Here is a 25,588-nt window from a genome sequence, read left to right as displayed (position 1 = left end):
AATTAGATTTTCGTAAACGTCTCTTCGATCACCGGAAGCGCACCCTTCTGGATAAGGAGCATCTGGTTGTTGAGCAGGTCATAGGTTGACACCTTGCCGGCTTCGCGGATTTCCAGCGTCGGGATGTTGCGTCCCGCCAGCCAGAGATTCTGATCGTATTCGGTGACCAGGAGAAGCGTCTTGGTATTCTCCAGCGACAGCGCCTTGAGAATGGTCTGCATCTCGCGCGTCTTCGCTTCCTTGATCTGGAAGTCTTCGATCACCATGACCTGTTCGTCCTGTGCTTTCATGGAGAAAGCCGACTTACGGGCGAGCTGACGCATTTTCGTGGGCAGCTTCTTGCGGTAATCGCGCGGACGCGGACCAAAGATGGTACCGCCACCGACCCACAGCGGAGAACGCGTGGATCCTGCGCGGGCCGTACCGCGGCCCTTCTGACGCCACGGCTTCTTGCCGCCGCCGCGAACCTCGGAGCGTTCCTTGGCCTTCGAAGTTCCCTGACGCCTGTTCCCGAGATGTATGCGCACGGCCTGATAGACCACATGCGCGTTCGGCTCGATTCCGAATACACCCTCGTTCAAAGCGACTTCTTCGCTTTTCGAGCCTGAAACGGTATATGCTTGAACGTTCATAATGACAGCGATTACTTAGCTTGTTTGTGAATCTCGAGAAGTCCCTTGCGATTCCCCGGCACCGCACCCTTCACAATCAGGATGTTGTTTTCGGGAATCACACGCAGGACGGTCAGATTTTTGTACGTCACGCGCTTGCCACCGGTACGCCCCGCCATGCGCATTCCACGGAACACGCGAGAGGGATAGGAGCTCTGACCAATGGAACCGGGTGCACGGAGGCGGTTGTGCTGGCCGTGGGTTGCCCCACCGACACCACCGAACCCGTGGCGCTTCATGACACCCTGGAAGCCTTTGCCTTTCGAGGTTCCGGTCACCGTCACTCTGTCACCGGCAGTGAAAAGCTCTACGGTCACTGTGTCACCGGAATTCATTGCTTCCGCATCGAATCCCTTGAACTCGCGCACGACCTGCATCGGCTTCGCGTTGTATTTTGTGAACTGACCCATATCGGGCTTGTTCACGTTCTTTTCGGATTTCTCGCCATATCCGAGCTGCACAGCTTCATAGCCGTCCGAATCTTTCGAACGCTTCTGCAGCACGGTGCAGGGGCCGGCTTCGATGACCGTACAGGGAATCAGTTTCCCATCGTCATCGAAAATGCTCGTCATTCCGAGTTTTTTACCAAGTATTCCAGGCATAGTGTCAAACCAGCTTGCTTATTTCTTACACTTTAATTTCAACGTCCACACCAGCGGGAAGCTCAAGCTTCATCAGCGAGTCGACCGTACGCTGCGTGGTGTTGAAAATGTCGATCAAACGCTTATGTGAACGGGTTTCAAACTGCTCGCGGGACTTCTTGTCGACATGCGGCGACCGCAAGACAGTATAAACCGACCGCTTCGTAGGCAGGGGAATGGGACCTGACACCACTGCGCCCGTGGTCTTGACCGTCTTAATGATCTTTTCCGCCGACTTGTCGATCAGGTTGTGATCGTATGATTTCAGTTTAATGCGAATCTTCTGCTGCGCCACAGTCTACCTACCTTTGAAATGAGGTGAAAAAAACAGTGGGTGGCGTTTCCACCCACTGTTTTCATTCACGAACAATTATTCGATGATCTTCGCAACGACGCCTGCGCCAACCGTGCGGCCACCTTCACGGATGGCAAAACGGAGACCTTCTTCCATGGCGATTTCGGAGATCAGGGTAACCTTCATACCATCGACGTTGTCACCGGGCATAACCATTTCCGTACCACCGGGCAGCTCCACGATTCCTGTCACGTCCGTCGTGCGGAAGTAGAACTGGGGACGATAGTTGTTGAAGAACGGCGTGTGGCGGCCACCCTCTTCTTTCTTGAGGACGTACACCTGGGCGTTGAAGACCTTATGCGGGGTGATGCTGCCGGGCTTGGCAACAACCATACCGCGCTCGAGTTCTTCCTTGTCGACGCCGCGGAAGAGCAGACCGACGTTGTCACCGGCCATACCGGAATCCAGCTCCTTGCGGAACATTTCGACACCCGTCACAACCGTCTTCTTGTGTGCACCGAGACCGATGATTTCGACTTCCTCGCCAACCTTGACCTGTCCACGCTCGATACGGCCCGTACCCACGGTACCGCGACCGGTGATGGAGAACACGTCCTCGACGGACATGAGGAGGGGCTTGTCGACTTCGCGCTCGGGGATGGGGATGTAGCTGTCACAGGCTTCCATCAGCTCCCAGATGCAGTTCAGACGGGGATCATCCATGCTGGCATCGGGATTCGTGCCGGCTTCGAGAGCCTGCAGGGCGCTGCCGCGCACGATGGGGATCTCGTCACCGGGGAATTCGTACGAGCTCAGCAGCTCACGAAGTTCCATCTCAACCAGCTCAAGGAGTTCCTCGTCATCAACCATGTCCACCTTGTTCATGAACACGACGATACGGGGCACGTTCACCTGATAGGCGAGAAGGATGTGCTCGCGCGTCTGCGGCATGGGACCGTCAGATGCAGCGACAACCAGAATCGCACCGTCCATCTGGGCGGCACCGGTGATCATATTCTTGACGTAGTCAGCGTGACCCGGGCAGTCAACGTGTGCGTAGTGACGCGTTTCCGTCTGATACTCGACATGTGCAGTTGCGATGGTGATACCGCGCTCACGCTCTTCCGGTGCGTTATCAATGGAATCAAACGTGCGGACTTCGGAAAGACCCTTGCGTCCGAGCGCCATCGTGATGGCAGCGGTCAGCGTAGTCTTGCCATGGTCGACGTGACCGATGGTTCCGATGTTCACGTGAGGCTTTGAACGATCAAATTTTTCCTTGGCCATGGTACTGTTGCTCCTGTGACTGTATGAGTGACGTAGAAATTCTTTATTACCTGATTACTTGCCCTGAAACTTCTCGACGATCTTCTCACTGATGCTCGTCGGAACTTCTTCGTAATGCGCGAAATGCATCGTGTAAATCGCGCGGCCCTGAGAGAGTGAACGCAATGTGGTCGCATAACCAAACATCTCCGAGAGCGGGACAACGGCACGGACAACCTGCGCGTCACTGCGCGTCCCCATACCTTCGATACGGCCACGGCGGGAATTGAGATCTCCCACGACACTGCCCATGTATTCTTCAGGCGTGACGACTTCGACCATGAATACCGGCTCGAGAATAACGGGCTTCGCCTTTTTCGCTGCCTCCTTGAAGGCCATGGAGCCTGCGACCTTGAATGCCATCTCGCTGGAATCCACCTCGTGATACGACCCGTCATAGAGACGCACCTTGATGTCTTCCATCGGATAACCTGCGAGGAGTCCGTTGCGCATGGCCTCCTGAATACCCTGCGAAACCGCCGGGATATACTCTTTCGGGATCGAACCGCCTACGATGGCGTCTTCGAACTCGTAACCCTTGCCCTTTTCGGAAGGTTCGATCTCGATCAGGACGTGACCGTACTGGCCACGGCCGCCGGACTGGCGCGCAAACTTCGTGTCGGCCTTGCTGGCTTCGCGGATGGTCTCCTTGTAGGCCACCTGCGGCTTGCCGATGTTGGCTTCGACGTTGAATTCACGCTTCATGCGGTCAATGAGAATCTCGAGATGCAGCTCGCCCATGCCACTGATAATGGTCTGGCCGGTCTCTTCGTCCGTGCGCACGCGGAAGGTCGGATCTTCGTCCGCCAGCTTCTGAATCGCTTCGCTCAGACTTTCCTGGTCCGCCTTGGTCTTCGGCTCGACTGCGACATCGATGACGGGCTCGGGGAATTCCATCTTCTCGAGCACGATGGGATCACTCTGATCACAGAGCGTATCTCCCGTCCTCGTGAATTTCAGTCCGATCGCGGCGCAGATGTCTCCCGTATATGCAGTTTCCACGTCTTCACGGTGATTTGCGTGCATGCGCAGAATACGACCGAGACGCTCTTTCTTTCCGCTGATCGGATTGTAAATATAGCTTCCCGCCTTCACCGCACCCGAGTACACGCGGAAGAAAATAACCTTCCCGACATACGGATCGGTTGCAACCTTGAACGCCAGCGCGGAGAACTTCGCCTCATCGGACGGCTCGCGCTCGACATGATCGGACAGGTTGATGTGATGACCGACGGTGGCGCCGACATCGCTCGGCGAAGGAAGCAGATCCACGACAGCGTCAAGCAGACGCTGCACACCCTTGTTTTTGAAGGACGAGCCGCAAAGCACGGGGATGATCTTCATCTTGAGCGTCGCATCGCGAAGCACGTCGACAATCTCTTCCGGACTGATTTCCTCACCCTCGAGATACTTCTCGAGCAGGGTGTCGTCGACTTCGGCGACGGCTTCGAGCATCTTCGTCCGATACTCGACCGTGATTTCCTTCAGGTCGTCAGGAATATCAATGTCGTCCCACGTTCCGCCAAGGGTATCATCGTTGTAGATGCGGGCGGTATTCGTGATAAGATCGATGATGCCGACGAAGGTCTCACCCTTGCCGATCGGCAGGACGATGGGTATGGCGTTGGCACCGAGACGCGTCTTCATCATGTCGACGGCGTTATAGAAATCGGCACCCACACGGTCCATCTTGTTGACAAACGCAATGCGCGGCACACGGTACTTGTCCGCCTGACGCCATACGGTCTCGGACTGCGGTTCCACACCGCCAACGGCGCAGAACAGCGCAACGGCGCCGTCCAGAACACGCAGGGCACGCTCCACCTCGACGGTGAAATCTACGTGTCCCGGCGTATCGATGATGTTGATACGATGATTGCGCCAGAAGCACGTCGTCGCGGCACTCGTGATCGTGATGCCGCGCTCTTTTTCCTGCTCCATCCAGTCCATGGTCGCCGCACCGTCATGGACTTCGCCCATACGGTGGAGTACGCCGGTATAGTACAGAATACGCTCTGTCGTCGTGGTCTTACCGGCATCGATATGCGCCATGATACCGATGTTCCTGGTTTTGTCTATGGGATATTCCCGCTTGGCCATTACCGCTCTTTCTTCACTCTAGCTAATTGGTCCGATTACCACTTGAAATGGGCGAATGCCTTATTGGATTCGGCCATACGGTGGACATCGTCCTTTTTCTTGATGGCGCCGCCTTCGTTGTTGGCTGCGGCGATGAATTCACTTGCCAGCCTGCGTACCATGGACTTGTCACCACGGGAGCGGGCTGAATTCAGGATCCAGCGAATCGACAGCGCGGTACGGCGCTCGGGACGCACCTCCATCGGAACCTGGTAGGTCGCACCACCAACACGGCGTGCGCGCACTTCCAGCACCGGCTGCGCATTGAAGAGCGCCTTGCGGAAGGTTTCGTATCCGTTCTGACCGGTGCGGCTCTCGATTTCGTCCATCGCAGCATACAGGATGCGGCGGGCCGTCGTCTTCTTCCCGTCAAGCATGACGGAGTTGATGAAGCGGGACACCAGGATATCGTTGAACTTCGGATCCGGTGAAAGATGTCTGCGTTCTGCGCGTCTTTTTCTCATGATTCCTTATACCCGTAATTGCAGTTTAGGATTTCGGCCGTTTGGCACCGTACTTGGAACGGCCCTGACGACGCGCCTCGACACCCTGCGTATCCAGTGTGCCGCGGATGATGTGATAACGAACACCAGGGAGATCCTTGACACGACCCCCGCGGATCATCACGATCGAGTGCTCCTGAAGATTGTGACCTTCGCCCGGAATGTATGCCGTCACTTCCTGACCGTTGGACAGGCGGATACGTGCAACCTTCCGCAATGCGGAGTTCGGCTTCTTCGGCGTCGTGGTATACACGCGCGTGCAGACGCCACGCTTCTGCGGGCAGGACTCAAGGGCCGGCGCTTTCTTCTTCGCCTTGATCACTTTTCTTCCTTTGCGTACGAGCTGACTTATCGTTGGCACTGCTTCGATCCTTTACTGAGGTACGTAAAAATCTCTTGCAAGATCAAAAGAACTCACAAGAGCTAATAAATTTAGCGAGAATCTCGTTCTTTGTCAAGTACGATTGGGCGAATTATTGCAATTTTCTTCTCCCGCAGGCTTTTCTTCCCGCGGGAGAAGGGAAATTGCGCTATTTGCCTTACGAATATTACTGTGCGGCAGGGATGAGTTCCTCGGGCTGAGCTTCCTCCTCGGCCTCATCCTGCATGGATGTCACAATAATATCCCGGAATTTCTTCAGTCCTGTACCGGCAGGAATAAGGTGACCAATGATCACATTTTCCTTGAGTCCGTGCAATCCGTCGATCTTGCCGGCGATCGCGGCTTCCGTAAGAACCTTGGTGGTCTCCTGGAAGGAGGCAGCGGAAATGAAGCTCTCGGTGGTCAGCGATGCCTGCGTAATACCGAGCAGAATCGGCTCGTAGTTGGCCGGTTCGGTATCGCGGTAGGCAGGGGCCTCCTTGCTCTTCTTTTTCAGCTCAAAACTGGCCTCACGCACTTTCTTCTTCGAAACCTGCTGGCCTTTCTTGAACTTCGAATCCTTTTTGTCGGTGATGATCACCTTGTCTTCGAGTTCGCTGTTTTCCTCAACGACACGGGGGCGCTCGACGACGTCGCCTTCGAGGAACTGTGTGTCGCCCGGTGCGATGATACGCACTTTCTGCAGCATCTGACGCACGATGATTTCGATGTGCTTGTCGTTGATGGGCACACCCTGCATGCGGTACACTTCCTGGATTTCATTGACCAGGTATTCCTGCACCGCACCGGCGCCCTTGATGCTGAGGATGTCATGGGGATTGATGGAGCCGTCTGTCAGACGCTCTCCGGCCTTCACCACATCATGCTCCTGAACCAGCACGTGCCGTCCGATCGGCGACAGGTACGTACGTACGTCGCTGCCGTCGTGACTGGTGACGATCAGCTCGCGGGAGCCGCGCTTCTGCGCGCCGAAGGTTACCGTACCGTCGATCTCGGAGACGATGGAAGGATTCTGGGAACTGCGGGCTTCGAACAGCTCGGTGACACGCGGCAGACCGCCGGTAATGTCACGCGTCTTTCCGATTTCCCTCGGGATCTTGACAAGCACGGTACCGCTGATGATACGCTGCCCGTCATCCACGATGAGGTTTGCGCGCACAGGGGTGTTGTACTCCGCCAGCACTTCACCGGCGTCATCGACAATCTGAATGCGCGGGTTGAGCGTCTTGTCCTTGGAGTCGGTGACGACCTTCTGAATATGGCCGGTCTGCTCATCGGGTTCCTCACGGAATGTGCGTCCCTCGTAGAGGTCCGCGAAGCGTACGGTACCGGGATGCGCTGCGATAATGGTCGCATTGTACGGATCCCACTCGTAGAGCACTTCTCCGCGGGCGACGGACTGCTTTTCTTCAACCAGCAGTGTCGCGCCGTAAGGGATATCATATTTCGAGAGTACGCGGTTGTCGTCATCAAGGATGTTGATCACACCGTTACGATTGACGACGATGACCTGGTCTTCGAGATCATCATGATAGGTCACATGCTTGAGACCTTCGAACTGCACGCGTCCGTTGAAGCGTGTGGAAATCTGTGACTGGGCAGCGATACGGCTTGCGGTACCACCGACGTGGAAGGTACGAAGTGTCAGCTGCGTACCCGGTTCACCGATGGATTGCGCCGCAATGATGCCTACAGCCTCACCGACGTCGACGAGGCGGCCCGTGGTCAGGTTACGGCCGTAACAGCGCGCACACGCGCCGTGACGGGCTTCACAGGTAAGCACGGAGCGGATGACGACGGATTCGATGGAGGTCTGTGCGATCGTGCCCGCCTTCTGCTCGTCAATCATCTCGCCGGCCTTGACGAGCAAGTCGCCGCTCAGCGGATCCTTGACGTCGTAGAGGGAGACACGGCCGAGAATGCGTTCGGCCAGCGGTTCCTTGATGTCCTCGCCTTCCTTGAGTGCTTCGACTTCCACACCACGAATGGTGTTACAGTCGAATTCCGTGATGGCGACGTCCTGTGCCACGTCGACGAGACGACGGGTCAGGTAACCTGCATCAGCGGTTTTCAGAGCAGTATCGGCGAGGCCCTTACGCGCACCGTGCGTGGAGATGAAGTACTCGAGCACGGAGAGTCCGTCGCGGAAATTCGCAACAATCGGGTTCTCGATGATTTCACCTGTCTGACCGGTGAGACTCTTCTGCGGTTTCGCCATCAGTCCACGCATACCGGCCAGCTGACGCACCTGCTCTTTTGAACCTCGCGCACCGGAGTCCATCATCATGTACAGGGAGTTGAAGCCCTGCTGACTGCGCTGCAGCGTGTCGAACAGCTTGTCGGCGACGCGGTTTGTCGTGCGCGTCCAGATGTCGATGACCTTGTTGTAGCGTTCACCGTTGGTGATGAAGCCCATCTGGTACTGCTGCATGATGTTCTCGACGTCGGACTGTGCCTTGTCGATCAGACCGGTCTTCTCATCCGGAATTTCCACATCGTGGATGCTGATGGAGAGTCCGCCGCTCGTGGCATATCCGAAACCGAGGTCCTTGAGATCGTCAAGGAATTTCGTCGTGGCGAGATTGCCCATCTTGTGGAAAATCATACCGATAATCTGCACCAAACGACGCTTGGTGAGGATTTCATTGATGAAACCGATCTCGACAGGGACGATGCGGTTGAACAGGATGCGTCCGAGTGTGGTCTCGATCACTTCGTGTGTCGGACCACCTTCAGTCAGCCTGTCGAGGGCGATGGGAACACGCACTTTCACGCGCGCGTGCAGACCGACAACGCGATGATCAAAGGCCATCATCGCTTCCTCTGCGGAGGAGAAAATCATGCCTTCGCCGCGGTCGCCGGGCAGCGCCTTGGTGATGTAGTAGCAGCCCAGGACCATCTCCTGCGAAGGAATGGTGATGGGATTGCCGTTCTGCGGTGAAAGGATGTTGTGCGACGAAAGCAGCAGAATGGATGATTCGAGCTGAGCGTCGAACGAGAGCGGTACGTGCACCGCCATCTGGTCACCGTCAAAGTCAGCATTGAACGCCGTACACACGAGCGGATGGAGGCGGATCGCCTTACCCTCGACAAGCAGCGGCTGGAAAGCCTGGATGCCGAGACGATGCAGCGTCGGTGCACGGTTGAGCAGTACTGGGTGTCCATCGATGATCTTTTCGAGAATATCCCAGACCTCGGGACCTTTCTTGTCGACCACCTTCTTGGCGCTTTTGACGGTCTTGACAATGCCGCGCTCGATCAGCTTACGGATCACAAAAGGCTTGAACAACTCGACCGCCATGTCCTTGGGAAGACCGCACTGATGCAGTTTCAGTTCGGGACCGACGACGATAACCGAACGGCCCGAGTAATCAACGCGCTTTCCGAGAAGGTTCTGACGGAAGCGTCCCTGCTTGCCCTTGAGCATGTCAGAAAGGGATTTCAGCGCCCGGTTGTTGTCGCTGCGCACGGAATTCACGCGGCGGCTGTTGTCGAACAGCGAATCCACCGCTTCCTGCAGCATGCGCTTTTCGTTGCGGAGAATCACTTCAGGAGCCTTGATATCGATCAGGCGTTTGAGGCGATTATTGCGGATGATGACGCGGCGATACAGATCGTTCAGATCCGACGTCGCGAATCGTCCACCCTCAAGGGGAACGAGGGGACGCAGTTCAGGCGGTATGACGGGAATGACATCCAGCACCATCCATTCGGGACGGTTGATGTATTCCGTATCGTGCATCGTCGTAAACGCGGTGACGACGCGCAGACGCTTGATGGCTTCCTGGCGCTTCTGCTGCGACGTCTCGAAACGGATCTGCAGACGAAGGCGCTCGGCAAGCTTCTCGATGTCCACTCCACGCAGCAGCGCCTTGATGGCATCGCCACCGATCAGCGCTACGAATTTCTCGGGATCGTCGTCGTCGAGATCGAAATTCTCTTCCGGGAGTCCATCAAGCACCTCGAGGAACTCTTCTTCGGTCAACAGGGTGATGTCGTTGCGGAACAGCGCCTTGTCGACCTTCTCCCCTTCCTCCGCCTCGGGGAATTCGTCATCGAGTGCACCGAACGGCTTCGGGAAGCTGGTGGGACCGGGGTTGATCACCACATAGTTTTCGTAATAGATGATGCGTTCGAGTTCTTTCGAGGAGAGGCCGAGAATATTGGCGATCTTACTCGGAAGCGAACGGAAATACCAGATATGGACGATGGGTACCGCCAGAGAGATGTGTCCCATGCGCTCGCGGCGCACGGACTTCTGCGTGACCTCGACACCGCAGCGGTCGCAGATAATGCCTTTATAGCGGATGCGCTTGTACTTTCCGCAATGGCATTCCCAGTCACGTACCGGACCGAAGATCTTTTCACAGAAAAGACCGTCTTTCTCGGGACGGAACGACCGGTAGTTGATGGTCTCCGGCTTGGTTACCTCACCATAGGAACGGGAAAGAATCGCATCCGATGAGGCGAGGCTCACCGAAATGCGCGTAAAATTCTTCTTGACTTGCTCCTGCGGCTTGAATGGCATCTTTATCTCCAATCAGATTCATATTCAGACACTCGGGAAAACCGGTTGAACGCGGGTGCGTACGGTCACTCAATCTTGATTTCCAGTCCAAGACCCTGCAACTCGCGAACGAGCACGTTGAAGGATTCGGGAACGTTGGGATCCGGCAGGTTTTCGCCCTTGACGATGGCCTCATACACCTTGGCGCGGCCCTGCACGTCATCACTCTTGACGGTGAGGATTTCCTGCAGCACATGTGCGGCACCGTATGCTTCGAGCGCCCACACTTCCATTTCACCGAAGCGCTGGCCGCCGAACTGCGCCTTGCCGCCCAGAGGCTGCTGCGTAATAAGGCTGTAGGGTCCGATCGACCGGGCGTGAATCTTGTCGTCCACCAGATGTGACAGCTTCAGCATGTAGATGAAGCCGACCGTCACCGGCTGGTCGAAACGCTCGCCCGAGCGTCCGTCGTAGAGGTCGATTTTCCCCGTGCGGTTGAGACCGACGGAGTCCATGAGATCCTGGATTTCTTCAAACTTTGCACCGTCAAAAATCGGGGTCGCGAAACGGACACGATCGCCGAGACGCTTGGCTACCCAGCCAAGAGCTGTTTCATACAGCTGACCGAGATTCATACGGGAAGGCACACCGAGCGGATTGAGCACGATGTCGACCGGCGTTCCGTCCGCCAGGTACGGCATGTCCTGCACGGGCACGACGTTGGAGACGACACCCTTGTTGCCGTGACGGCCTGCCATTTTGTCGCCGATGGAAAGCTTGCGCTTCTTGGCGATATAAACTTTCGCGAGCTGGACAATTCCGGGCTGCAGTTCGTCGCCCATCTGAATCTTGCCCTTCTCTCGCTTGTAATCTTCTTCGAGATCGTGGCGCGCATACTTGAAATTATCGTAGATGCGCTGCACGAGATTATTGGATTTCTCCGAATCCGTCCACGGCTGCGTGGGATCCAGCATCGCGAGCTGATCGATGACATTCGTGAAGGTTTCTTCTCCGATCATGGTGCCGCCGCGAATAACGCTGCTGCCCTGCAGATCGCGAATACCCAGAACCTTCTCTCCCTGGAGGAGATTGGTGAGCTTCTGTGCGATCAGATTCATCAGGTCGGCACGGCGCTTATCGAAATCGGCCTCAAGGTTTTCCATGCGGCGCTTTTCTTCGCGCTTGGCATCGCTTTCCTTTTTCTTGCGGCTGAAGAGCTTGGTCTTGATGACGATGCCCTTCATTCCCGGAGGCGCCTTCAGGGAAGCGTCTTTCACGTCGCCGGCCTTGTCGCCGAAGATTGCTTTGAGAAGCTTTTCTTCCGGTGTCGGATCGGATTCACCCTTCGGCGTAATCTTACCGATGATAATATCGTTCTCACCGACTTCCGCACCGACGCGCACGATACCGTTCTCGTCAAGATCCTTGGTGGCTTCTTCGCTGACGTTCGGAATTTCACGCGTGAGTTCTTCTTCACCGCGCTTGGTGTCACGCACCTGCAGCTCGAACTCTTCGATGTGAATGGAGGTGAACACATCTTCCGCAACCAGTCGCTCACTGACGATGATCGCATCCTCGAAGTTGTAGCCGCGCCAGGGCATGAAGGCCACCAGCACGTTGCGTCCGAGTGCGAGCTCGCCCTGATCGGTCGAACTTCCGTCGGCCAGCACTTCACCCGCCTTGAACTTCTGGCTGGGTTTTACGATGGGACGCTGGTTGATGCAGGTGTCCTGATTCGTGCGGAAAAACTTGGTCAGATGATATTCTTCAATCCCGTTGCTGTCGAAGGCAGCCATCTTGTCCGCTTCCGAGCGTCCGAGATCGTACTGCACACGGATGACATTGGCATCGACGAACACCACCTGTCCGTCATGCTTGGCCACGATCATTGCATGCGAGTCACGGGCGACTTTCTCCTCGAGTCCCGTACCGACGACAGGGGCTTCGGGACGCAGCAGGGGCACGCCCTGGCGCTGCATATTCGATCCCATGAGTGCGCGGTTTGCATCATCGTGCTCGAGGAAGGGAATGAGCGCGGCGGCGGGACTCACAATTTGATTCGGCGCGACGTCCATGTACGCCACGTCTTCGGGCGGAACGACGGGGAATTCGCTTCCGAGGCGGCACTTGACCTTGTCGAGTTCAAAGGTGCCATCGTCCTTGAGCGGCGCGTTGGCCTGCGCGATGACGATATCATCCTCTTCTTCCGCCGTCAGGTAAATGGTGTCTTTGGTGACCTTGCCGTTCTTCACCACGCGGTACGGCGTTTCGATGAATCCGAAATCATTGATGCGTGCGTGAATGCAGAGGGAGGAAATCAGACCAATGTTCGGTCCTTCAGGCGTTTCGATGGGACACAGACGGCCGTAATGCGTGTAATGCACATCTCGCACCTCGAAGCCCGCACGCTCACGCGTCAGTCCACCCGGTCCGAGAGCCGACATACGGCGTTTGTGCGTCAGTTCGGAAAGCGGATTGGTCTGATCCATGAACTGCGAAAGCTGGTTGGTGCCGAAGAAGGCGTTGACCACGCTGGAGATGGTGCGCGCATTCACAAGATCGGAAGGCGTGAAATTCTCCACGTCGCGGATATTCATGCGTTCCTTGATCGTACGCGCCATGCGTGAGACACCGACATTGTACTGGGCTGCGAGCTGCTCGCCCACGGTACGCACGCGACGGTTTCCGAGATGATCGATATCGTCGACGTTCTGCTGTCCCTGCATCAGATCGATCAGGTAACGCACGATGCTGACGATATCCTCGCGCGTAAGCGTGGTGACCTCGGGCTCGATATCGAGTTCCAGCTTCTTGTTGAGGCGATAGCGGCCAACGATACCGAGATCGTAGCGCTTCGGGTTGAAGAACAGGCGTTCAATCAGACCCTTCGCCGTTTCCAGGTCAGGTGCTTCACCACTGCGGAGCTGCTTGTAAATCATTTCAAGCGCTTCCTGGTCGTTGTTTGCCTCATCCTTGCGGATCGTGTTGGCGATGACCAGGGCGTTTTCATTGTCCGTCCTGTAGACGCGGACAGACTTCACACCATGTTCGCGGACGGACTCGACGAGTTCCTCATCGAGTTCGGTATCCGCACTTACGAGAAGTTCACCTGTCGTTTCATCCACGACCTCCTCGCACAGCACGCGGCCGTAATGATCTTCGAGATTCTTGGCGGAGAGCGAAACATCGTCGACGAGGTCGAACAGCTCCAGCAGTTCCTTGTTCGAGGAGAAGCCCAGCGCGCGCAGCAGCGTCGTGACGGGGAATTTCTTCTTCCTGTCGATGTACGCATACATGACGTGATTGATATCCGTTGCGAATTCCACCCAGGAACCGCGGAACGGGATGATGCGCGCCGAGAACATCTTCGTGCCGTTCGGGTGAATCGATTCACCGAAAAACACGCCGGGAGAACGGTGCAGCTGGCTGACCACGACGCGTTCGGCGCCGTTAATGATAAATGTGCCCCGGTCGGTCATATAGGGCAGGTTGCCAAGATATACTTCCTGTTCAACCGTTTCGATGTACTCGTTGCTGTTCGGTTCTTCGGACTTCGAGGAAAGACGCAGACGTGCCTTGAGGGGAACGGCGAAGGTCAGTCCGCGCTCCTGGCACTCCGGCACGGAGTATTTCGGCTTTTCGATGAAATAATCGATGAACTCGAGGATATAATTCTCACGGGCATCCGTGATGGGGAAATTTGTGGCGAAGACCTGCTGCAGTCCCATGTCCTCTCTCTTGGATGCATGGACTCTCTCCTGCAGAAAGCCCTCATACGAGGAACGCTGGACGTCGAGAAAGTTCGGATACTCGAACAGATCCGAAATCTTCCCGAAACTCCAGCGTCCATTGGACATGGCGTGCAGCTCAAGACTGTTGAATGTATCGTTGAAGCCGTTCGTCTTTGAGTTACTCAATTCCTAGCTCCTTAACATGGTGCGTGCGTGGCGGATACCTGGTGCCGCGATCCGGCGGATTGCAGCAGAAATCAGGTCAGGCGATAAAACGACAAGTGCGGGACGAACTAAATTCGACCCGCTTCCTGTCGTACACATCGTTGAATCGTTGTTTTCGCTAAACAGAACGTTCTGTCAGATGGTGAGTGTTCCAGTACGTTGAAAAGCAGTGCCGCTTACTTGAGGGTAACGGTCGCGCCTGCTTCCTCGAGTTCCTTCTGAAGCTTCTCGGCCTCTTCCTTCGGCAGCTGCTCCTTGACGATGCTCGGGGCGCCTTCGACGAGGTCCTTGGCTTCCTTGAGACCGAGGCTGGTCGCTGCGCGCACAACCTTGATCACGTTGATCTTGTTGGAACCGATACCGGTCAGCTCAACATCAAATTCGGTCTTTTCTTCGGCTTCGGCTGCGGGAGCGCCGCCGGGCATGGCACCAGCCATCATCATCGGGGCAGCAGCGGTAACGCCGAACTTGTCTTCGAGGGCGGTCTTGAGCTCAGATGCCTCAAGAAGAGTCAATTTCTCAATTTTCTCAACGATTTCTTCGATCACGGACATTGTATTACTCCTTGAAGGATAGAATTATTTAGATACTCTTTTATCAGGGATGGGCGATCAGGCCGCCTGTTCCTGTTTCTGCTTTTCGATGGCGTCGATAACGCCGACCAGGTCGCGCATGACGGCATTGATAGCGCCGGCGATGCCCTGCGCAGGAGCCGCAATGCTTCCGATAATGGAGGCAATGAGGTCGTCGCGAGTGGGCAGGGATGCGAGTTCTTCCAGTCGTGAACCGTCGAACACTTCCTTTTCAAGCACGCACACCTTGACGGCGAGCATGTTCTCATTGGTTTTGACAAACTCCTTGAGAATACGTGCAGGCTGTACGGGATCGTCATATGCGAATACAACGCCGGTCTGGTTAACCAGATAAGGATAAACCTCATCGTAACCGCCGATCTCTTCGAGAGCCCGCTTCAGCAGGGTGTTCTTGATAACCTTGTAGTCCACACCAGCTTTGAAGAACTCACTCCGGAGCGCATTGGCCTTATCAACGGTCAGCCCCGAAAAGTTTGCCAGGTACAGACCGTTGGAACGGCTGAGTCGTTCAACCGTATCCGCGATCACCGTGGCTTTCTGTTCTTTAGTCATTCGATCCTCTGGGGGATACGTTCGAATGGGACAACGTGAATTAGAGAAATAGAAGCATTGAGAGTGCGTAGTCTGACCGGATGCAGGTCAGGTACAAAATCTTTATCAGTGCAGCGCAGCTGCTTCGGATTTGTCAATTTTGATGCCGGGGCCCATCGTGGTAGAGATGGTCACGCCCTTGATGTAGATGCCTTTCGCTGCGGTGGGACGCATGCGATTGAGCGTCGCGATGAAGGACTGCACGTTCTCCACGATCTTTTCGGCGGTGAAATCGGTTTTGCCAACCATGGCATGCACGATGCCGGCCTTGTCGACACGGAAGGAAATCTTTCCTCCCTTCACATCCTGCACGGCCTGACCAACGTCGTTGGTCACCGTACCGGATTTCGGATTCGGCATCAGTCCGCGGGGACCGAGCACTTTACCGAGCTTACCGACTTCGCCCATGACGTCGGGCGTCGCGATAACGACATCGATATCCGCCCATCCGTTCTGGATTTTTTCGAGATAGTCCTCGTATCCGACATGTTCGGCGCCGGCATCTTTCGCTTCCTGCTCCTTACCACCGCGGGTAAGAACCAGAACACGAACCTTCTTCCCGATTCCGTTCGGGAGCGAAGCCGTGCCGCGTACCATCTGATCGGACTTCTTGGGATCCACACCAAGCTTGACGGCGATATCCACCGACTCGTTGAACTTCGCCTTCGCGGTCTGCTTGAGAATATCAACGCCTTCGTTGAGGGAGTATTCCCTCTGGCGCTCGACCAGCGAGGTGGATTCTTTCATGCGCTTTGAGAGTTTCATAGCCTGTACCGTTAACCTTCTACTGTGATACCCATGCTGCGAGCGGTGCCCGCAACCATTTCCATTGCCGCTTCAACCGTGTGCGCGTTCAGATCCGTCATCTTGGTTTCGGCGATCTCACGCACCTGGTCCTTCGTAACCTTGGCGACCTTGACGCGATGCGGTTCGGCCGAGGCCTTCTCCAGCTTCGCAGCCTTCTTCAGCAACACAGCCGCAGGGGGCGTCTTGGTGATGAAGGTGAACGACTTGTCGGTGAACACCGTGATGACAACGGGAATGATCAGACCGGCCTTATCCTGCGTCCTGGAATTGAACTGCTTGCAGAATTCCATGATGTTGACGCCTTTCTGGCCCAGCGCCGGTCCAACAGGAGGAGCAGGATTCGCTGCGCCTGCAGGGATCTGGAGTTTGATATACCCGTCAATTTTTTTCGCCATGGGGGGATCCGCCTATGCTATTATGTATCGAATTCAACCTGACTGAAATCCAGTTCCACCGGGGTTTTCCGTCCGAAGATGGAAACCATCACCTTCAGCTTGGTCTTCTCCTGGTTGACTTCCTGAACGAAGCCGCTGAAGGTGTTGAACGGACCGTCGATGACCCGCACCGGATCGCCGACGCGGAACTGAATCTCGGGCATTTCCGTATCCTTGCGCTCTTCCATGCGGCCGAGGATTTTATCTACCTCGTCCCTGCGCAGCGGTGCCGGATTGTTCCTGGGTCCGACAAAGGATATGACCGAGGGCGTATTGAGAATAAGATGCTTGGTATCCTTATCGAGAACGCAGTTGATAAGGACATATCCGGGAAAGAAGTTGCGCGTCTTCGTGCGCTTCTTCCCGTCCCGCATCTCATATACTTTTTCCGTGGGAACAATGACAGAGACGATCCTCTCCTCCATCCGGAGTGCGGGATCGGCCTGCTTTACTTCGCTCTCGATGTATGCCTTTACTTTGTTCTCATGGCCGGAGTACGACCGTATGGCATACCATCGGAGGTGTTCTGTCTGCGTTTCTTCCGAAGCCATGAATTACCATCTGTTGACCGCGGTCAGCTTCACCCGGAGGCTCAGCTTCCCAGCAGCAGTTCCAGAAACTTTGTGAACACGGCATCGACGACAAAAATGAATAGCGAAAGGATAATTGTCGATGCCAGTACTATCGTTGTATAGTCCTTGAGCTCGTCCTTGGTCGGCCACGTCACCTTCTTCATCTCTTTGGTGACACCGTCGAAAAATGCTGTTATCTTTTCTTTCATGACCCGGCTACGAAGTTCAGTTAACGTTTATTGCACGAGAGGAGGGACTCGAACCCCCAACCTGCGGTTTTGGAGACCGCTGCTCTACCAATTAAGCTACTCTCGTAATAGCTTACTTGGTTTCCTTGAACATCACGTGCTTACGGACCACGGGATCGTACTTCTTGTATTCAACCCGCTGAGGATGCAGCTGCTTGTTCTTGGTCATCGTGTAACGATATCCGGTACCGGCAGAGCTCTCCAGCGTGATGTTGATGCGACCTTTGTTGTTTTTGGCCATCGTTCTGCCTCTCGTTGCGTTGAGCGTGAAACGGTACGCTGTCGTACCTGGAGCTCACGACCGGATTTGAACCGGTGACCTCTTCCTTACCAAGGAAGTGCTCTACCGACTGAGCTACGTGAGCGTGGAGCGGGAGACGGGACTCGAACCCGCAACCAACAGCTTGGAAGGCTGTGACTCTACCAATTGAGTTACCCCCGCGTACGGGTGTCCGGCCTCTGGCCGGTTAACTCTGTGGTGGGGGTAGGATTCGAACCTACGAAGTCGATTGACAACAGATTTACAGTCTGTCCCGGTTGGCCACTTCGGTACCCCACCGTATGTTCACCAGAGCTGGCGACCGGACTTGAACCGGTGACCTGCTGATTACAAATCAGCTGCTCTACCAACTGAGCTACGCCAGCAGGAAATCCGCCGCAATAGCGAACAGGATCACAAAGATATACGTTGTTTTTGTTAAAGTCAAACAGAGAAATGCACGCACCTGAAAAAATCTACGGTTTTCAGAGATTTTTTTTCAGGAAGGACAGGATTTCCGCGTCAAGTCCCACGCCTGCGTCCAAAATATCAGTGCCGTGACCGGCATCCTCGTAGATTTTCGTGGCAATACCCGGTACGATTTCCTTATACGCGTCGACGGTTTCCACCGAGCGCAGGTCTTCGCTGCTGGCGACGGCGAACAGAGGCCGTCCGCCAAGGCGACCCACGGCATCCCGCGTCGGAAGGACGTTGAAATAGTTGAGTCCCGGACTCAGCAGCACGAGGGCACGGACGTTCCTGTCACCCGCTGCGTAAATCACGGCGTTACTGCTGCCGTACGAGGCACCGATGATACCGATGCGCGCCGCATCGACGGAAGGCTGCGTGCGCAGAAAATCCATTGCAGCGGCAACATCCTTTTCGGCCTTGCGATCGGGACGGACGGACTTCCCGGATGAAGTCTTCGTCGAACCGCCGTAGCCACGCATGTCGATAGAGAGGACGGTGAAACCGGCACGCTGCAGCTGCGCGGCAAGGGCGTTGAAGCTGCTCCGGTCGCTGCGCCACTGGTGCAGGCAGAGGACGGTCGGGGACTTCTGTCCCGCAGCATACAGACTGCCGTGAATGACGATGCCGTCGCTGGTGGTGAACTGCACGTCCTTCCCTTCTGCCTGGACGGCCCGTGCAGGCGTCGTGTTTCGTGCCTGTGTCGAAGCCTGTCCGGCAGCGAGCGCCGTCGGTTCTGACTTCGGCATATCCTGACCGTTTTCACGATTCTCGGACTGGCAGTTCGTGAACAGAACCAGGGTGAGTATGGCGATTGCGAGCTGTCTGCGAATCATCTGTGCTTCCTCCAAATCTTCTGCTTCGTCAATGCTGCGCCTCGAATTCCCGGAAATCGCGGATGATCCGTTCGGCGCATTCCCGCGCATCAGTCTCCGCCTCCATGTCGTACCAGCGGAGCCCGGGTTCGCGGCGGAACCAGGTCAGCTGGCGGCGGGCAAAGCGGCGGGTGTTCGTCTTGATCTGTTCCACCGCCGTGTCATACGGGAGCAAGGAAGTAAGATAGGCGGATAATTCCTTATAACCAACGGTGTTCAGGGCGTTCCAGGCGGGATCGGCGCCGTTCGCAAGCAACGTGCGCAATTCTTCGAGCAGCCCGTCCGCCATCATACGATCCACACGCGCATTGATACGTTCATGCAGCGCGCCGCGTTCCCAGCGCAGCGCGACAGGGAAATACCGGTGCGGACTGCGGCGCATGTTTGCTTCTCTGATTTCGGAGTAGGGTTTCCCGGTCAAAAGGCATACTTCGAGGGCACGCACGATGCGCACGGGATTCTGTGCATCGATCTGCTCGACCATGCGGGGGTCAACGGCAGCAAGTTCCCTGAGCAGCACTTCTTTCCCTTCTTCTTCGAGACGCATTTCCAGTCTGGCCCGCAGTTCGGGATCAGCTGCGGGACCCTCGAACAGTCCCTGCAGCAGCACGCGCACATACAGGCCGGAGCCACCGACGATGAGCACGCGCCGCCCACGCCTCATGATATCTTTGATCCATGCATGCGCGTCCTCGAAAAAGCGTCCCGCCGTATACGTGTCGTCGATATCGCAGATATCGATGCCGTGATGCGCGACACGCGCCTGCTCGGCTTCAGTCGGTTTCGCCGTCCCTATATCCATGCCCCGATACACCTGGCGGGAATCAGCACTGACGATCTCGGCGCCGAGCATCTCCGCACAATGCAGGCTGACTGCGGTTTTGCCAGAGGCTGTCGGACCGGTGATGACGAGAATACTGTGGCTGTGCATGATGAATCCGGGAGCTGCTTCCCTCCGTGTGGCGCTTCGCAGACCGGAGCCTGCACGCGCCGGTGGTCAGCGCGTCCAGCCTTCCTTCCCGAGCAGAGGGACGAACTTGAATCCGGCATGGCGGCTCTGTACGAACTCATCGCCGCGCCGCTCGACCACGATCATGGTCTGTGACCCCTGATCCCCTACCGGAATCACCAGCCGTCCGCCGTCGTCGAGCTGCCGGAGGAGGGACGGCGGGACGTCAGGCGCACCGGCGGTGACGATAATGCCGCGGTAAGGAGCGAACTGAGACCAGCCGATACTGCCGTCTCCCACCTTGGATGCGACGTTATACCCGAGCTCCTCGAATCGCTCTCGCGCCTGCTCGAGGAGATCAAAATGGCGCTCGATGGTGAACACGCGTACCCCCATCGCGGCAAGCACACAGGCCTGGTACCCACTCCCCGTCCCGACCTCGAGAACTTTGTCCCCACGACGCGCCTGGAGAAGCTGCGTCATGACGGCGACGGTATAGGGCTGACTTATGGTCTGCTGGCAGGAAATCGGCAGTGCACTGTCTTCATACGCCCGGTGCTGAAATACTTCCTGCACGAAGATGTGGCGTGGCAGATCAGCTATTGCCTGAAGTACGGCGTTGTCATCTATCCCCTTGCTGCGGAGCCCTTCGACGAGCTGTGAGCGTGCAAGGTCATGCTGGCGGTTGGAGTAGGTACGGCTCATCCTTCCTTGATGTCGTTCTGCGAATCGGATTTGAATGGGGAATCGAAAATACTTTTGACACTGACATTCAATCCCTGGCGAAGCTTCTGCCGAAGCTTATCCGGTGTCAGATTTCGTGTGAGTGTGCCGTCGGCCGCGAGCGAGATGGTCCCTGTTTCCTCGGATACCACGATGGTCAGCGCATCGGTCTGCTCGGAAATTCCCATCGCCGAACGATGCCGCATCCCCATGATAAATCCATCCACCTGCAGCTGACTGCTGAGCGGCAATGTGCAGCGCGCTGCCTCGATAATGCGGTCCTTGATCACGACCGCCCCGTCATGCAGTGGCGCCTTGGGATGGAAAATGCTCATCAGCAGCTGCTTGCTGACCGTGGCTCCAAGAGCGATGCCCGACTCGATGACCATGCGAATTCCGGTCGTTCGGGGAATCACGATGAGCGCGCCGATCTGCCGCTGCGCCATTTCGTCGCAGGCTTCAACGATGGCCTCGATACTCTCGTCCATACTGCTGCGCACCAAGTTCGCCATGAGTCGTCCCCTGCCGAGAATAACCAGCAGCCGCCGCAATTCCGGCTGGAAAAGAATGATGAAGGCGACGACCCAGATATCCGTCAACGTCTCCAGAATCCAGGAAACGGCTTTCAGTTCGAGGGAGGACGCCAGGAATGAGCCCGCGACGATGACCAGTAATCCGGCAAAAATCTGTATGGCGATGGTCCCACGCATGATCAGATAGAGCCGGTAGAAGACGAAGGTCACGACGAGGATGTCGAGAAGATCGGTCCAGTTGATCTCAAGAAAGCCGATTTTAAAGAGCATGTGCTGCCTCCACACCATGGTCGATCGCATCGGTCACGTCGAGCGCAGCGCGCATGTCGCGTACGTCATGCACGCGCAGCAGGCGAGCGCCCTTCCGGCAGGCGGCGAGATTGCTGGCGATACTGCCGGCAAGCCTGTCGTCCACTTCCCTCCCGGTCAATTGTCCGAGAAATGATTTCCGGGATGTCCCGATGAGTACGGGGCACCCGAGTTCGGCGAACCGCGGAATCGCACGCAGCAGGTCCAGGTTGTGCTGCAGCGTCTTCCCGAATCCGATGCCGGGATCCAGCACAACCTGCCGTATCCCGCGCTCGTGGCAAAACGCCAGCCGTTCGCGGAAAAACGTGAGTACTTCCTCGACCACATTTTCATAACGGGGTCCACGCTGCATGATTTCCGGTGAACCCTGCATATGCATGAGTACCACGGGCAGGTCCTGCGCCGCGGCCACGCGCGGCATATCCGCATCATCCCGCATGGCGCTGATATCGTTGATCACGTCAGCACCCGCTTCGAGAGCGGCCTCGGCGACAGCGGCTTTTCTTGTATCCACCGAAATCGGCACGGAACTGTGGCTGCGTACTGCCTCCACGACGGGCAGGACGCGGGCAAGTTCCTCATCCAGCGGCACCTCGCGGGCTCCGGGACGCGTGGACTCCCCGCCGATATCCACAATATCGGCGCCCTCCTCAACCATACGCAGCGCATGCTCCACTGCGGCGGTGCCGGCATGTTGTCCCCCGTCTGAAAAAGAATCCGGCGTCACATTGAGAATTCCCATCACATGACAGCGCAGCGAGAGATCAAGCGTGGTCTCGCGCAGGCGGAGTGCAGTGGGATAATCCGGGACAGGAGACATGGAGTGAACCGGGAAGATGGGGAAATGGCTTCTCAGGAGCGCAGCCGGTAATAATACTGCATCATACGATGGAAGCGAGAAATATGCAACGAAAACGGCAGGGAGGCGACGGGAAACCGGGGATGAAAAAAAGCTCCTCCCTCCGCGAACCGCGAAGGGAGGAGCAACAGGGTGAAACGCAGGGACGCTTATTTCGAGAGCGTCATGCGCTTGGTCTGCACGAAGTCACCGGCGGTCATGCGATAGACGTATGTTCCGGACGTGAGATCCGAAGCATCGAAGTCCACCGTGTACTGTCCGGCAGGCTTGACCTCGTCGACAAGAACGGCAACTTCAGCACCGAGATTGTTGAACACCGCGACGCGCACATGGCTCTCTTCCGCGACGTTGTAGACAATCGAAGTACTGGGGTTGAAGGGATTCGGATAGTTCTGCTCGAGGCCGAACTCGCCCGGGATCACCTTGTTGTCCTTGCTGAAGACGAGATAGGAATGCGCGAGGGCGATATTGCCGTCGACATTCTTGTCGCTCAGGTTCATCACCGTGACCGCGTTGGCGGCAGGATCGGAAACCGAGGCCGTGCCCATGATGGGATCTTCCCACATGCCCATGGCGACCGGCTGACGGACACCGTGGAGCTGATTCGGATCCACGATCATGGAAGCTTCCTGCGGTGCATACGGGAAGGTGATGTCTGCAGTCCAGCCCGTGTTCGTGTACTCAACCTGCCAGTAACGGCGGATATAGAGCAGACGAGCCAGGTTCTGCGGCAGCTGATTCGGGAAGGCCCGGATCGTGAGGGAGTTGATGGTGCCGCCCGTCACGTTGACCGTGGCAATTTCGCCGCCGTTGCCGTCGACGAACTTGTAGGGACTTCCACCCGGCGTCAATCCGCTGATCGTGGCTTCGATCATCTTCGGACCGCTCTTCGTGCCTGCCGTCGTCACGCGCAGGATCACAGGAACCTCGAACACTTCGTTCGTGGCGGTGAGTCCGTTTGCGGGGGGCGGGAAGTCGTCGTTGAAGAGCACGCCGTAGAAGCGCAGCATACCGTTGTGCACACCCGGTGCGAGACCGGAAGGATCAATGGTCATGGTGAAGGTCTGGAACTGACGCGGACGCGGCGGGGTGAAGTTGTAGCCCTGCAGGGTCGGGTCGGCCGGAGCCTTCGTGATCGTGATCCAGGGATCGGAGCTCTCAACATCCCAGAGGAAGTCGCCGTTCGTACCGAAGATATCGGTCGTCGTACTGACTTCGTAGGTCTTGTTGATCTTGCCCGGCTGCTTGTAAATCGCCGTCACCGTGATGGGAATCTGCGAATCGTCGATGAAGGTCGAGATGTCGGAACCCGGGAAACCGTAACCGATTTTCGGCGGCGGCGAGGGATTCTCATCCAGCTTGATCCAGTCAATGGCGACTTCGCCACCGGTGAGATGAACACCGATGAAGTAGTTGCCCGTGGTGGGTGGCGTATTGAAATACGGAGGGAAACCGCCGGTGAGAGCGGCAAACGATGTCGCTGCTCCGACGTTGACATTCGAGAACGTGGCAAACACGGTCATCGTGGACGGATCCTGCGTCGTGCCCCATGCGAGTTCGAAGGAGGCGTTGTTCGCCATCAGCACCGAACCCTGCACACGGTAACTGGAAGCCTGCTCGAGTACGGCCGACGGCGGGAAGATCCAGTCATTCGTGCCGCCTGCGTGATACAGGGCGACGGGACCAAACATGTTCGTGGTTTCCCATGCGTTGCCACCGTCAAGGTCGCTGGTTGCCCAGCCCATGTCCTCAACGTAACTGGGACCGATGTACGGGGGCATCCAGACTTCAAAGTCCTCTGCGCCCATGACCTTGTCATCAAAGACCATCTGCGATGCAGCCATCATGCCGTCGGTGCTGTTGTCGCCATCCTCGGGATGGAAGACGCGCACGAAGACGTTCGGACTCGGACCTGCTGCCATGGTGTTGATTCCCTGCTTGAACTCGATCGCGGCGAGGGAATCGACCCACATCAGGTTGAAGCCTTCGGCGACACCATCAGTGGAATCCTGAGGCATCGAACCGACTTTGTACACCGCCTTGACATACGGCGCTTTGGTGCCGTCGATGTCACGAATGGTGGCGAGCACCTTGTTCTCGTCCGGTGCCTGACGCCGTGCCCAGTAGCCATCGGCATAGCCGAGCACAGCCGCATAGGTTTCGAGATCGAACGTACACGCTCCAATCCCGACAAACTTGTAACTCGAAGATGGTGTCGCACCCTTGAGACCGTCCGCGTAAATTTCATTGCCGTTCTTGTCGTAGAACTTGAATGAACACTCTTCCGGCCAGCTCTGCGAGTTGTAGAATTGCACATGAATGGAATCGCCATTCTCGACATTGAACGTATAATTGACAGGACCTGCGCCCGAGGCGATGGTGATGCCGGCATGCTTCTTGACACCATTGATATAGATGTCGATGGAGTTTCCGTTCCAGCCGTCACCGAAATCGTCCCACATCGTAACCTTGTACTGGCAGCCCGGAGGCGGCGAGCAGTCTGCGGCGGTCACGGTGTAATTCGCCAGGGAAGGACCCGAAGCACCGGTGCTTGCTGTGTACACGCCCTGGTTATTCGAGTTGAGAATGGTGTAATAATTCTCCGACGGCCAGATACCAATGGTATAGGTTGTCGTGATCACATCACCAATGGAGACGGGGAAAGTGAAATGCGCGGGACCTGAGCCCGACGAGAGAGTGATATCGTTCAAGACAACAGTGTTGTTGACGAGGACATCAAGAGAGGCAACATCCCAGCCATCACCGTACGTGTCGTACAGGTCGATGGAAAAGGTACAGGTCTGAGACTGTACCGGAACTGCGAAGAACAGCAGCACCGCTGTCAGCGCCACGGCTTTCGTCAGCCAGGATAGGGCCTTACGGTAGACATTGGACATAAACTACCTCCAATTAGATGGTGAAAAATCACTTAGCAAATGCGTGCAGAA

22 protein-coding genes and 5 tRNA genes are annotated in these 25,588 nt (G+C 56.4%); all 27 read right to left on the bottom strand.

Translation table 11 applies throughout. The features are described 5' to 3' along the window. Positions 1–2: 2 nt before the first annotated feature. Positions 3–632 (bottom strand): 50S ribosomal protein L4, encoded by a 630-nt coding sequence (gene rplD, locus KQI65_11550; protein MCB2205372.1) that lies wholly within the window; start codon positions 630–632, stop codon positions 3–5. A gap of 11 nt (positions 633–643) precedes the next feature. After that, positions 644–1,273 carry a 50S ribosomal protein L3 gene (rplC, locus tag KQI65_11545; protein MCB2205371.1) on the bottom strand — a complete coding sequence of 210 codons (630 nt, stop codon included), beginning with the start codon at positions 1,271–1,273 and terminating at the stop codon, positions 644–646. A gap of 25 nt (positions 1,274–1,298) precedes the next feature. Beyond that, entirely contained in the window at positions 1,299–1,607 is a 309-nt protein-coding gene (gene rpsJ / locus KQI65_11540; GenBank protein ID MCB2205370.1) for a 30S ribosomal protein S10, read from the bottom strand. 75 nt (positions 1,608–1,682) lie between these two features. After that, a complete protein-coding gene (gene tuf / locus KQI65_11535; protein ID MCB2205369.1) occupies positions 1,683–2,894 on the bottom strand; it encodes an elongation factor Tu in 1,212 nt (403 codons plus the stop codon). Between the two features lie 54 nt (positions 2,895–2,948). Then, positions 2,949–5,033 (bottom strand): elongation factor G, encoded by a 2,085-nt coding sequence (gene fusA, locus KQI65_11530; GenBank protein MCB2205368.1) that lies wholly within the window; start codon positions 5,031–5,033, stop codon positions 2,949–2,951. Positions 5,034–5,068: 35 nt separating this feature from the next. Next, entirely contained in the window at positions 5,069–5,536 is a 468-nt protein-coding gene (gene rpsG, locus KQI65_11525; GenBank protein ID MCB2205367.1) for a 30S ribosomal protein S7, read from the bottom strand. A 25-nt stretch (positions 5,537–5,561) separates the two neighbouring features. Further along, positions 5,562–5,936 carry a 30S ribosomal protein S12 gene (rpsL, locus tag KQI65_11520; GenBank protein MCB2205366.1) on the bottom strand — a complete coding sequence of 125 codons (375 nt, stop codon included), beginning with the start codon at positions 5,934–5,936 and terminating at the stop codon, positions 5,562–5,564. A 187-nt stretch (positions 5,937–6,123) separates the two neighbouring features. After that, positions 6,124–10,485 (bottom strand): DNA-directed RNA polymerase subunit beta', encoded by a 4,362-nt coding sequence (rpoC, locus tag KQI65_11515; GenBank protein MCB2205365.1) that lies wholly within the window; start codon positions 10,483–10,485, stop codon positions 6,124–6,126. A gap of 65 nt (positions 10,486–10,550) precedes the next feature. Further along, positions 10,551–14,321: a DNA-directed RNA polymerase subunit beta gene (gene rpoB, locus KQI65_11510; protein ID MCB2205364.1), complete on the bottom strand. Its 3,771-nt coding sequence runs from the start codon at positions 14,319–14,321 to the stop codon at positions 10,551–10,553. A 275-nt stretch (positions 14,322–14,596) separates the two neighbouring features. Beyond that, positions 14,597–14,974, bottom strand: coding sequence for a 50S ribosomal protein L7/L12 (gene rplL, locus KQI65_11505; GenBank protein MCB2205363.1), 378 nt, complete (start codon positions 14,972–14,974; stop codon positions 14,597–14,599). Positions 14,975–15,031: 57 nt separating this feature from the next. Continuing rightward, positions 15,032–15,565: a 50S ribosomal protein L10 gene (gene rplJ, locus KQI65_11500; GenBank protein ID MCB2205362.1), complete on the bottom strand. Its 534-nt coding sequence runs from the start codon at positions 15,563–15,565 to the stop codon at positions 15,032–15,034. A gap of 105 nt (positions 15,566–15,670) precedes the next feature. Beyond that, positions 15,671–16,369 carry a 50S ribosomal protein L1 gene (rplA, locus tag KQI65_11495; GenBank protein ID MCB2205361.1) on the bottom strand — a complete coding sequence of 233 codons (699 nt, stop codon included), beginning with the start codon at positions 16,367–16,369 and terminating at the stop codon, positions 15,671–15,673. Positions 16,370–16,380: 11 nt separating this feature from the next. Next, complete coding sequence (rplK, locus tag KQI65_11490; GenBank protein MCB2205360.1) at positions 16,381–16,806, bottom strand: 50S ribosomal protein L11; 426 nt, start codon at positions 16,804–16,806, stop codon at positions 16,381–16,383. A gap of 20 nt (positions 16,807–16,826) precedes the next feature. Further along, positions 16,827–17,396 carry a transcription termination/antitermination protein NusG gene (nusG, locus tag KQI65_11485; protein MCB2205359.1) on the bottom strand — a complete coding sequence of 190 codons (570 nt, stop codon included), beginning with the start codon at positions 17,394–17,396 and terminating at the stop codon, positions 16,827–16,829. A 41-nt stretch (positions 17,397–17,437) separates the two neighbouring features. Then, complete coding sequence (secE, locus tag KQI65_11480; GenBank protein MCB2205358.1) at positions 17,438–17,626, bottom strand: preprotein translocase subunit SecE; 189 nt, start codon at positions 17,624–17,626, stop codon at positions 17,438–17,440. Between the two features lie 33 nt (positions 17,627–17,659). Then, a tRNA-Trp gene (locus KQI65_11475) sits at positions 17,660–17,732 on the bottom strand. A gap of 6 nt (positions 17,733–17,738) precedes the next feature. Next, positions 17,739–17,906 (bottom strand): 50S ribosomal protein L33, encoded by a 168-nt coding sequence (gene rpmG, locus KQI65_11470; GenBank protein ID MCB2205357.1) that lies wholly within the window; start codon positions 17,904–17,906, stop codon positions 17,739–17,741. A gap of 48 nt (positions 17,907–17,954) precedes the next feature. Next, positions 17,955–18,030 (bottom strand) — tRNA-Thr (locus tag KQI65_11465). 1 nt (position 18,031) lies between these two features. After that, positions 18,032–18,107, bottom strand: a tRNA-Gly gene (locus KQI65_11460). 34 nt (positions 18,108–18,141) lie between these two features. Next, positions 18,142–18,224: transfer RNA gene (locus KQI65_11455), tRNA-Tyr, on the bottom strand. Positions 18,225–18,237: 13 nt separating this feature from the next. Continuing rightward, a tRNA-Thr gene (locus tag KQI65_11450) sits at positions 18,238–18,310 on the bottom strand. Between the two features lie 99 nt (positions 18,311–18,409). Next, a complete protein-coding gene (locus KQI65_11445; GenBank protein ID MCB2205356.1) occupies positions 18,410–19,228 on the bottom strand; it encodes an alpha/beta fold hydrolase in 819 nt (272 codons plus the stop codon). A 28-nt stretch (positions 19,229–19,256) separates the two neighbouring features. Then, the gene (gene miaA, locus KQI65_11440; GenBank protein ID MCB2205355.1) at positions 19,257–20,198 is read right to left on the bottom strand and encodes a tRNA (adenosine(37)-N6)-dimethylallyltransferase MiaA; all 942 of its coding nucleotides are present in this window, start codon (positions 20,196–20,198) and stop codon (positions 19,257–19,259) included. 66 nt (positions 20,199–20,264) lie between these two features. Continuing rightward, positions 20,265–20,921: a protein-L-isoaspartate(D-aspartate) O-methyltransferase gene (locus KQI65_11435; protein ID MCB2205354.1), complete on the bottom strand. Its 657-nt coding sequence runs from the start codon at positions 20,919–20,921 to the stop codon at positions 20,265–20,267. After that, on the bottom strand, positions 20,918–21,742 hold the full coding sequence (gene cdaA, locus KQI65_11430; protein ID MCB2205353.1) for a diadenylate cyclase CdaA: 825 nt from the start codon (positions 21,740–21,742) through the stop codon (positions 20,918–20,920). The genes KQI65_11435 and cdaA overlap by 4 nt, the downstream gene beginning before the upstream one ends. Beyond that, the gene (folP, locus tag KQI65_11425; protein ID MCB2205352.1) at positions 21,732–22,601 is read right to left on the bottom strand and encodes a dihydropteroate synthase; all 870 of its coding nucleotides are present in this window, start codon (positions 22,599–22,601) and stop codon (positions 21,732–21,734) included. Before folP ends, cdaA begins: the two co-directional genes overlap by 11 nt. Before the next feature lie 188 nt (positions 22,602–22,789). Further along, positions 22,790–25,537, bottom strand: a complete 2,748-nt coding sequence (locus KQI65_11420; GenBank protein MCB2205351.1) for a T9SS type A sorting domain-containing protein — start codon at positions 25,535–25,537, stop codon at positions 22,790–22,792. Between the last annotated feature and the right edge of the window lie 51 nt (positions 25,538–25,588).

This window comes from bacterium (genome assembly GCA_020444325.1).
Classification (GTDB): Bacteria; Bacteroidota; Ignavibacteria; order SZUA-365; family SZUA-365; genus BM516.
Note: the sequence above shows the minus strand (reverse complement) of the source record. Positions and strands in the feature narration are given on the sequence as shown.

Coding starts and splice junctions, on each gene's coding strand:
- rplD (MCB2205372.1), bottom strand. CDS start 632: ATGAACGTTCAAGCATATACCGTTTCAGGCTCGAAAAGCGAAGAAGTC.
- rplC (MCB2205371.1), bottom strand. CDS start 1,273: ATGCCTGGAATACTTGGTAAAAAACTCGGAATGACGAGCATTTTCGAT.
- tuf (MCB2205369.1), bottom strand. CDS start 2,894: ATGGCCAAGGAAAAATTTGATCGTTCAAAGCCTCACGTGAACATCGGA.
- fusA (MCB2205368.1), bottom strand. CDS start 5,033: ATGGCCAAGCGGGAATATCCCATAGACAAAACCAGGAACATCGGTATC.
- rpsG (MCB2205367.1), bottom strand. CDS start 5,536: ATGAGAAAAAGACGCGCAGAACGCAGACATCTTTCACCGGATCCGAAG.
- rpoC (MCB2205365.1), bottom strand. CDS start 10,485: ATGCCATTCAAGCCGCAGGAGCAAGTCAAGAAGAATTTTACGCGCATT.
- rpoB (MCB2205364.1), bottom strand. CDS start 14,321: ATGTCCAATGGACGCTGGAGTTTCGGGAAGATTTCGGATCTGTTCGAG.
- rplL (MCB2205363.1), bottom strand. CDS start 14,974: ATGTCCGTGATCGAAGAAATCGTTGAGAAAATTGAGAAATTGACTCTT.
- rplJ (MCB2205362.1), bottom strand. CDS start 15,565: ATGACTAAAGAACAGAAAGCCACGGTGATCGCGGATACGGTTGAACGA.
- rplA (MCB2205361.1), bottom strand. CDS start 16,369: ATGAAACTCTCAAAGCGCATGAAAGAATCCACCTCGCTGGTCGAGCGC.
- rplK (MCB2205360.1), bottom strand. CDS start 16,806: ATGGCGAAAAAAATTGACGGGTATATCAAACTCCAGATCCCTGCAGGC.
- nusG (MCB2205359.1), bottom strand. CDS start 17,396: ATGGCTTCGGAAGAAACGCAGACAGAACACCTCCGATGGTATGCCATA.
- secE (MCB2205358.1), bottom strand. CDS start 17,626: ATGAAAGAAAAGATAACAGCATTTTTCGACGGTGTCACCAAAGAGATG.
- rpmG (MCB2205357.1), bottom strand. CDS start 17,906: ATGGCCAAAAACAACAAAGGTCGCATCAACATCACGCTGGAGAGCTCT.
- KQI65_11445 (MCB2205356.1), bottom strand. CDS start 19,228: ATGATTCGCAGACAGCTCGCAATCGCCATACTCACCCTGGTTCTGTTC.
- miaA (MCB2205355.1), bottom strand. CDS start 20,198: ATGCACAGCCACAGTATTCTCGTCATCACCGGTCCGACAGCCTCTGGC.
- KQI65_11435 (MCB2205354.1), bottom strand. CDS start 20,921: ATGAGCCGTACCTACTCCAACCGCCAGCATGACCTTGCACGCTCACAG.
- cdaA (MCB2205353.1), bottom strand. CDS start 21,742: ATGCTCTTTAAAATCGGCTTTCTTGAGATCAACTGGACCGATCTTCTC.
- folP (MCB2205352.1), bottom strand. CDS start 22,601: ATGTCTCCTGTCCCGGATTATCCCACTGCACTCCGCCTGCGCGAGACC.
- KQI65_11420 (MCB2205351.1), bottom strand. CDS start 25,537: ATGTCCAATGTCTACCGTAAGGCCCTATCCTGGCTGACGAAAGCCGTG.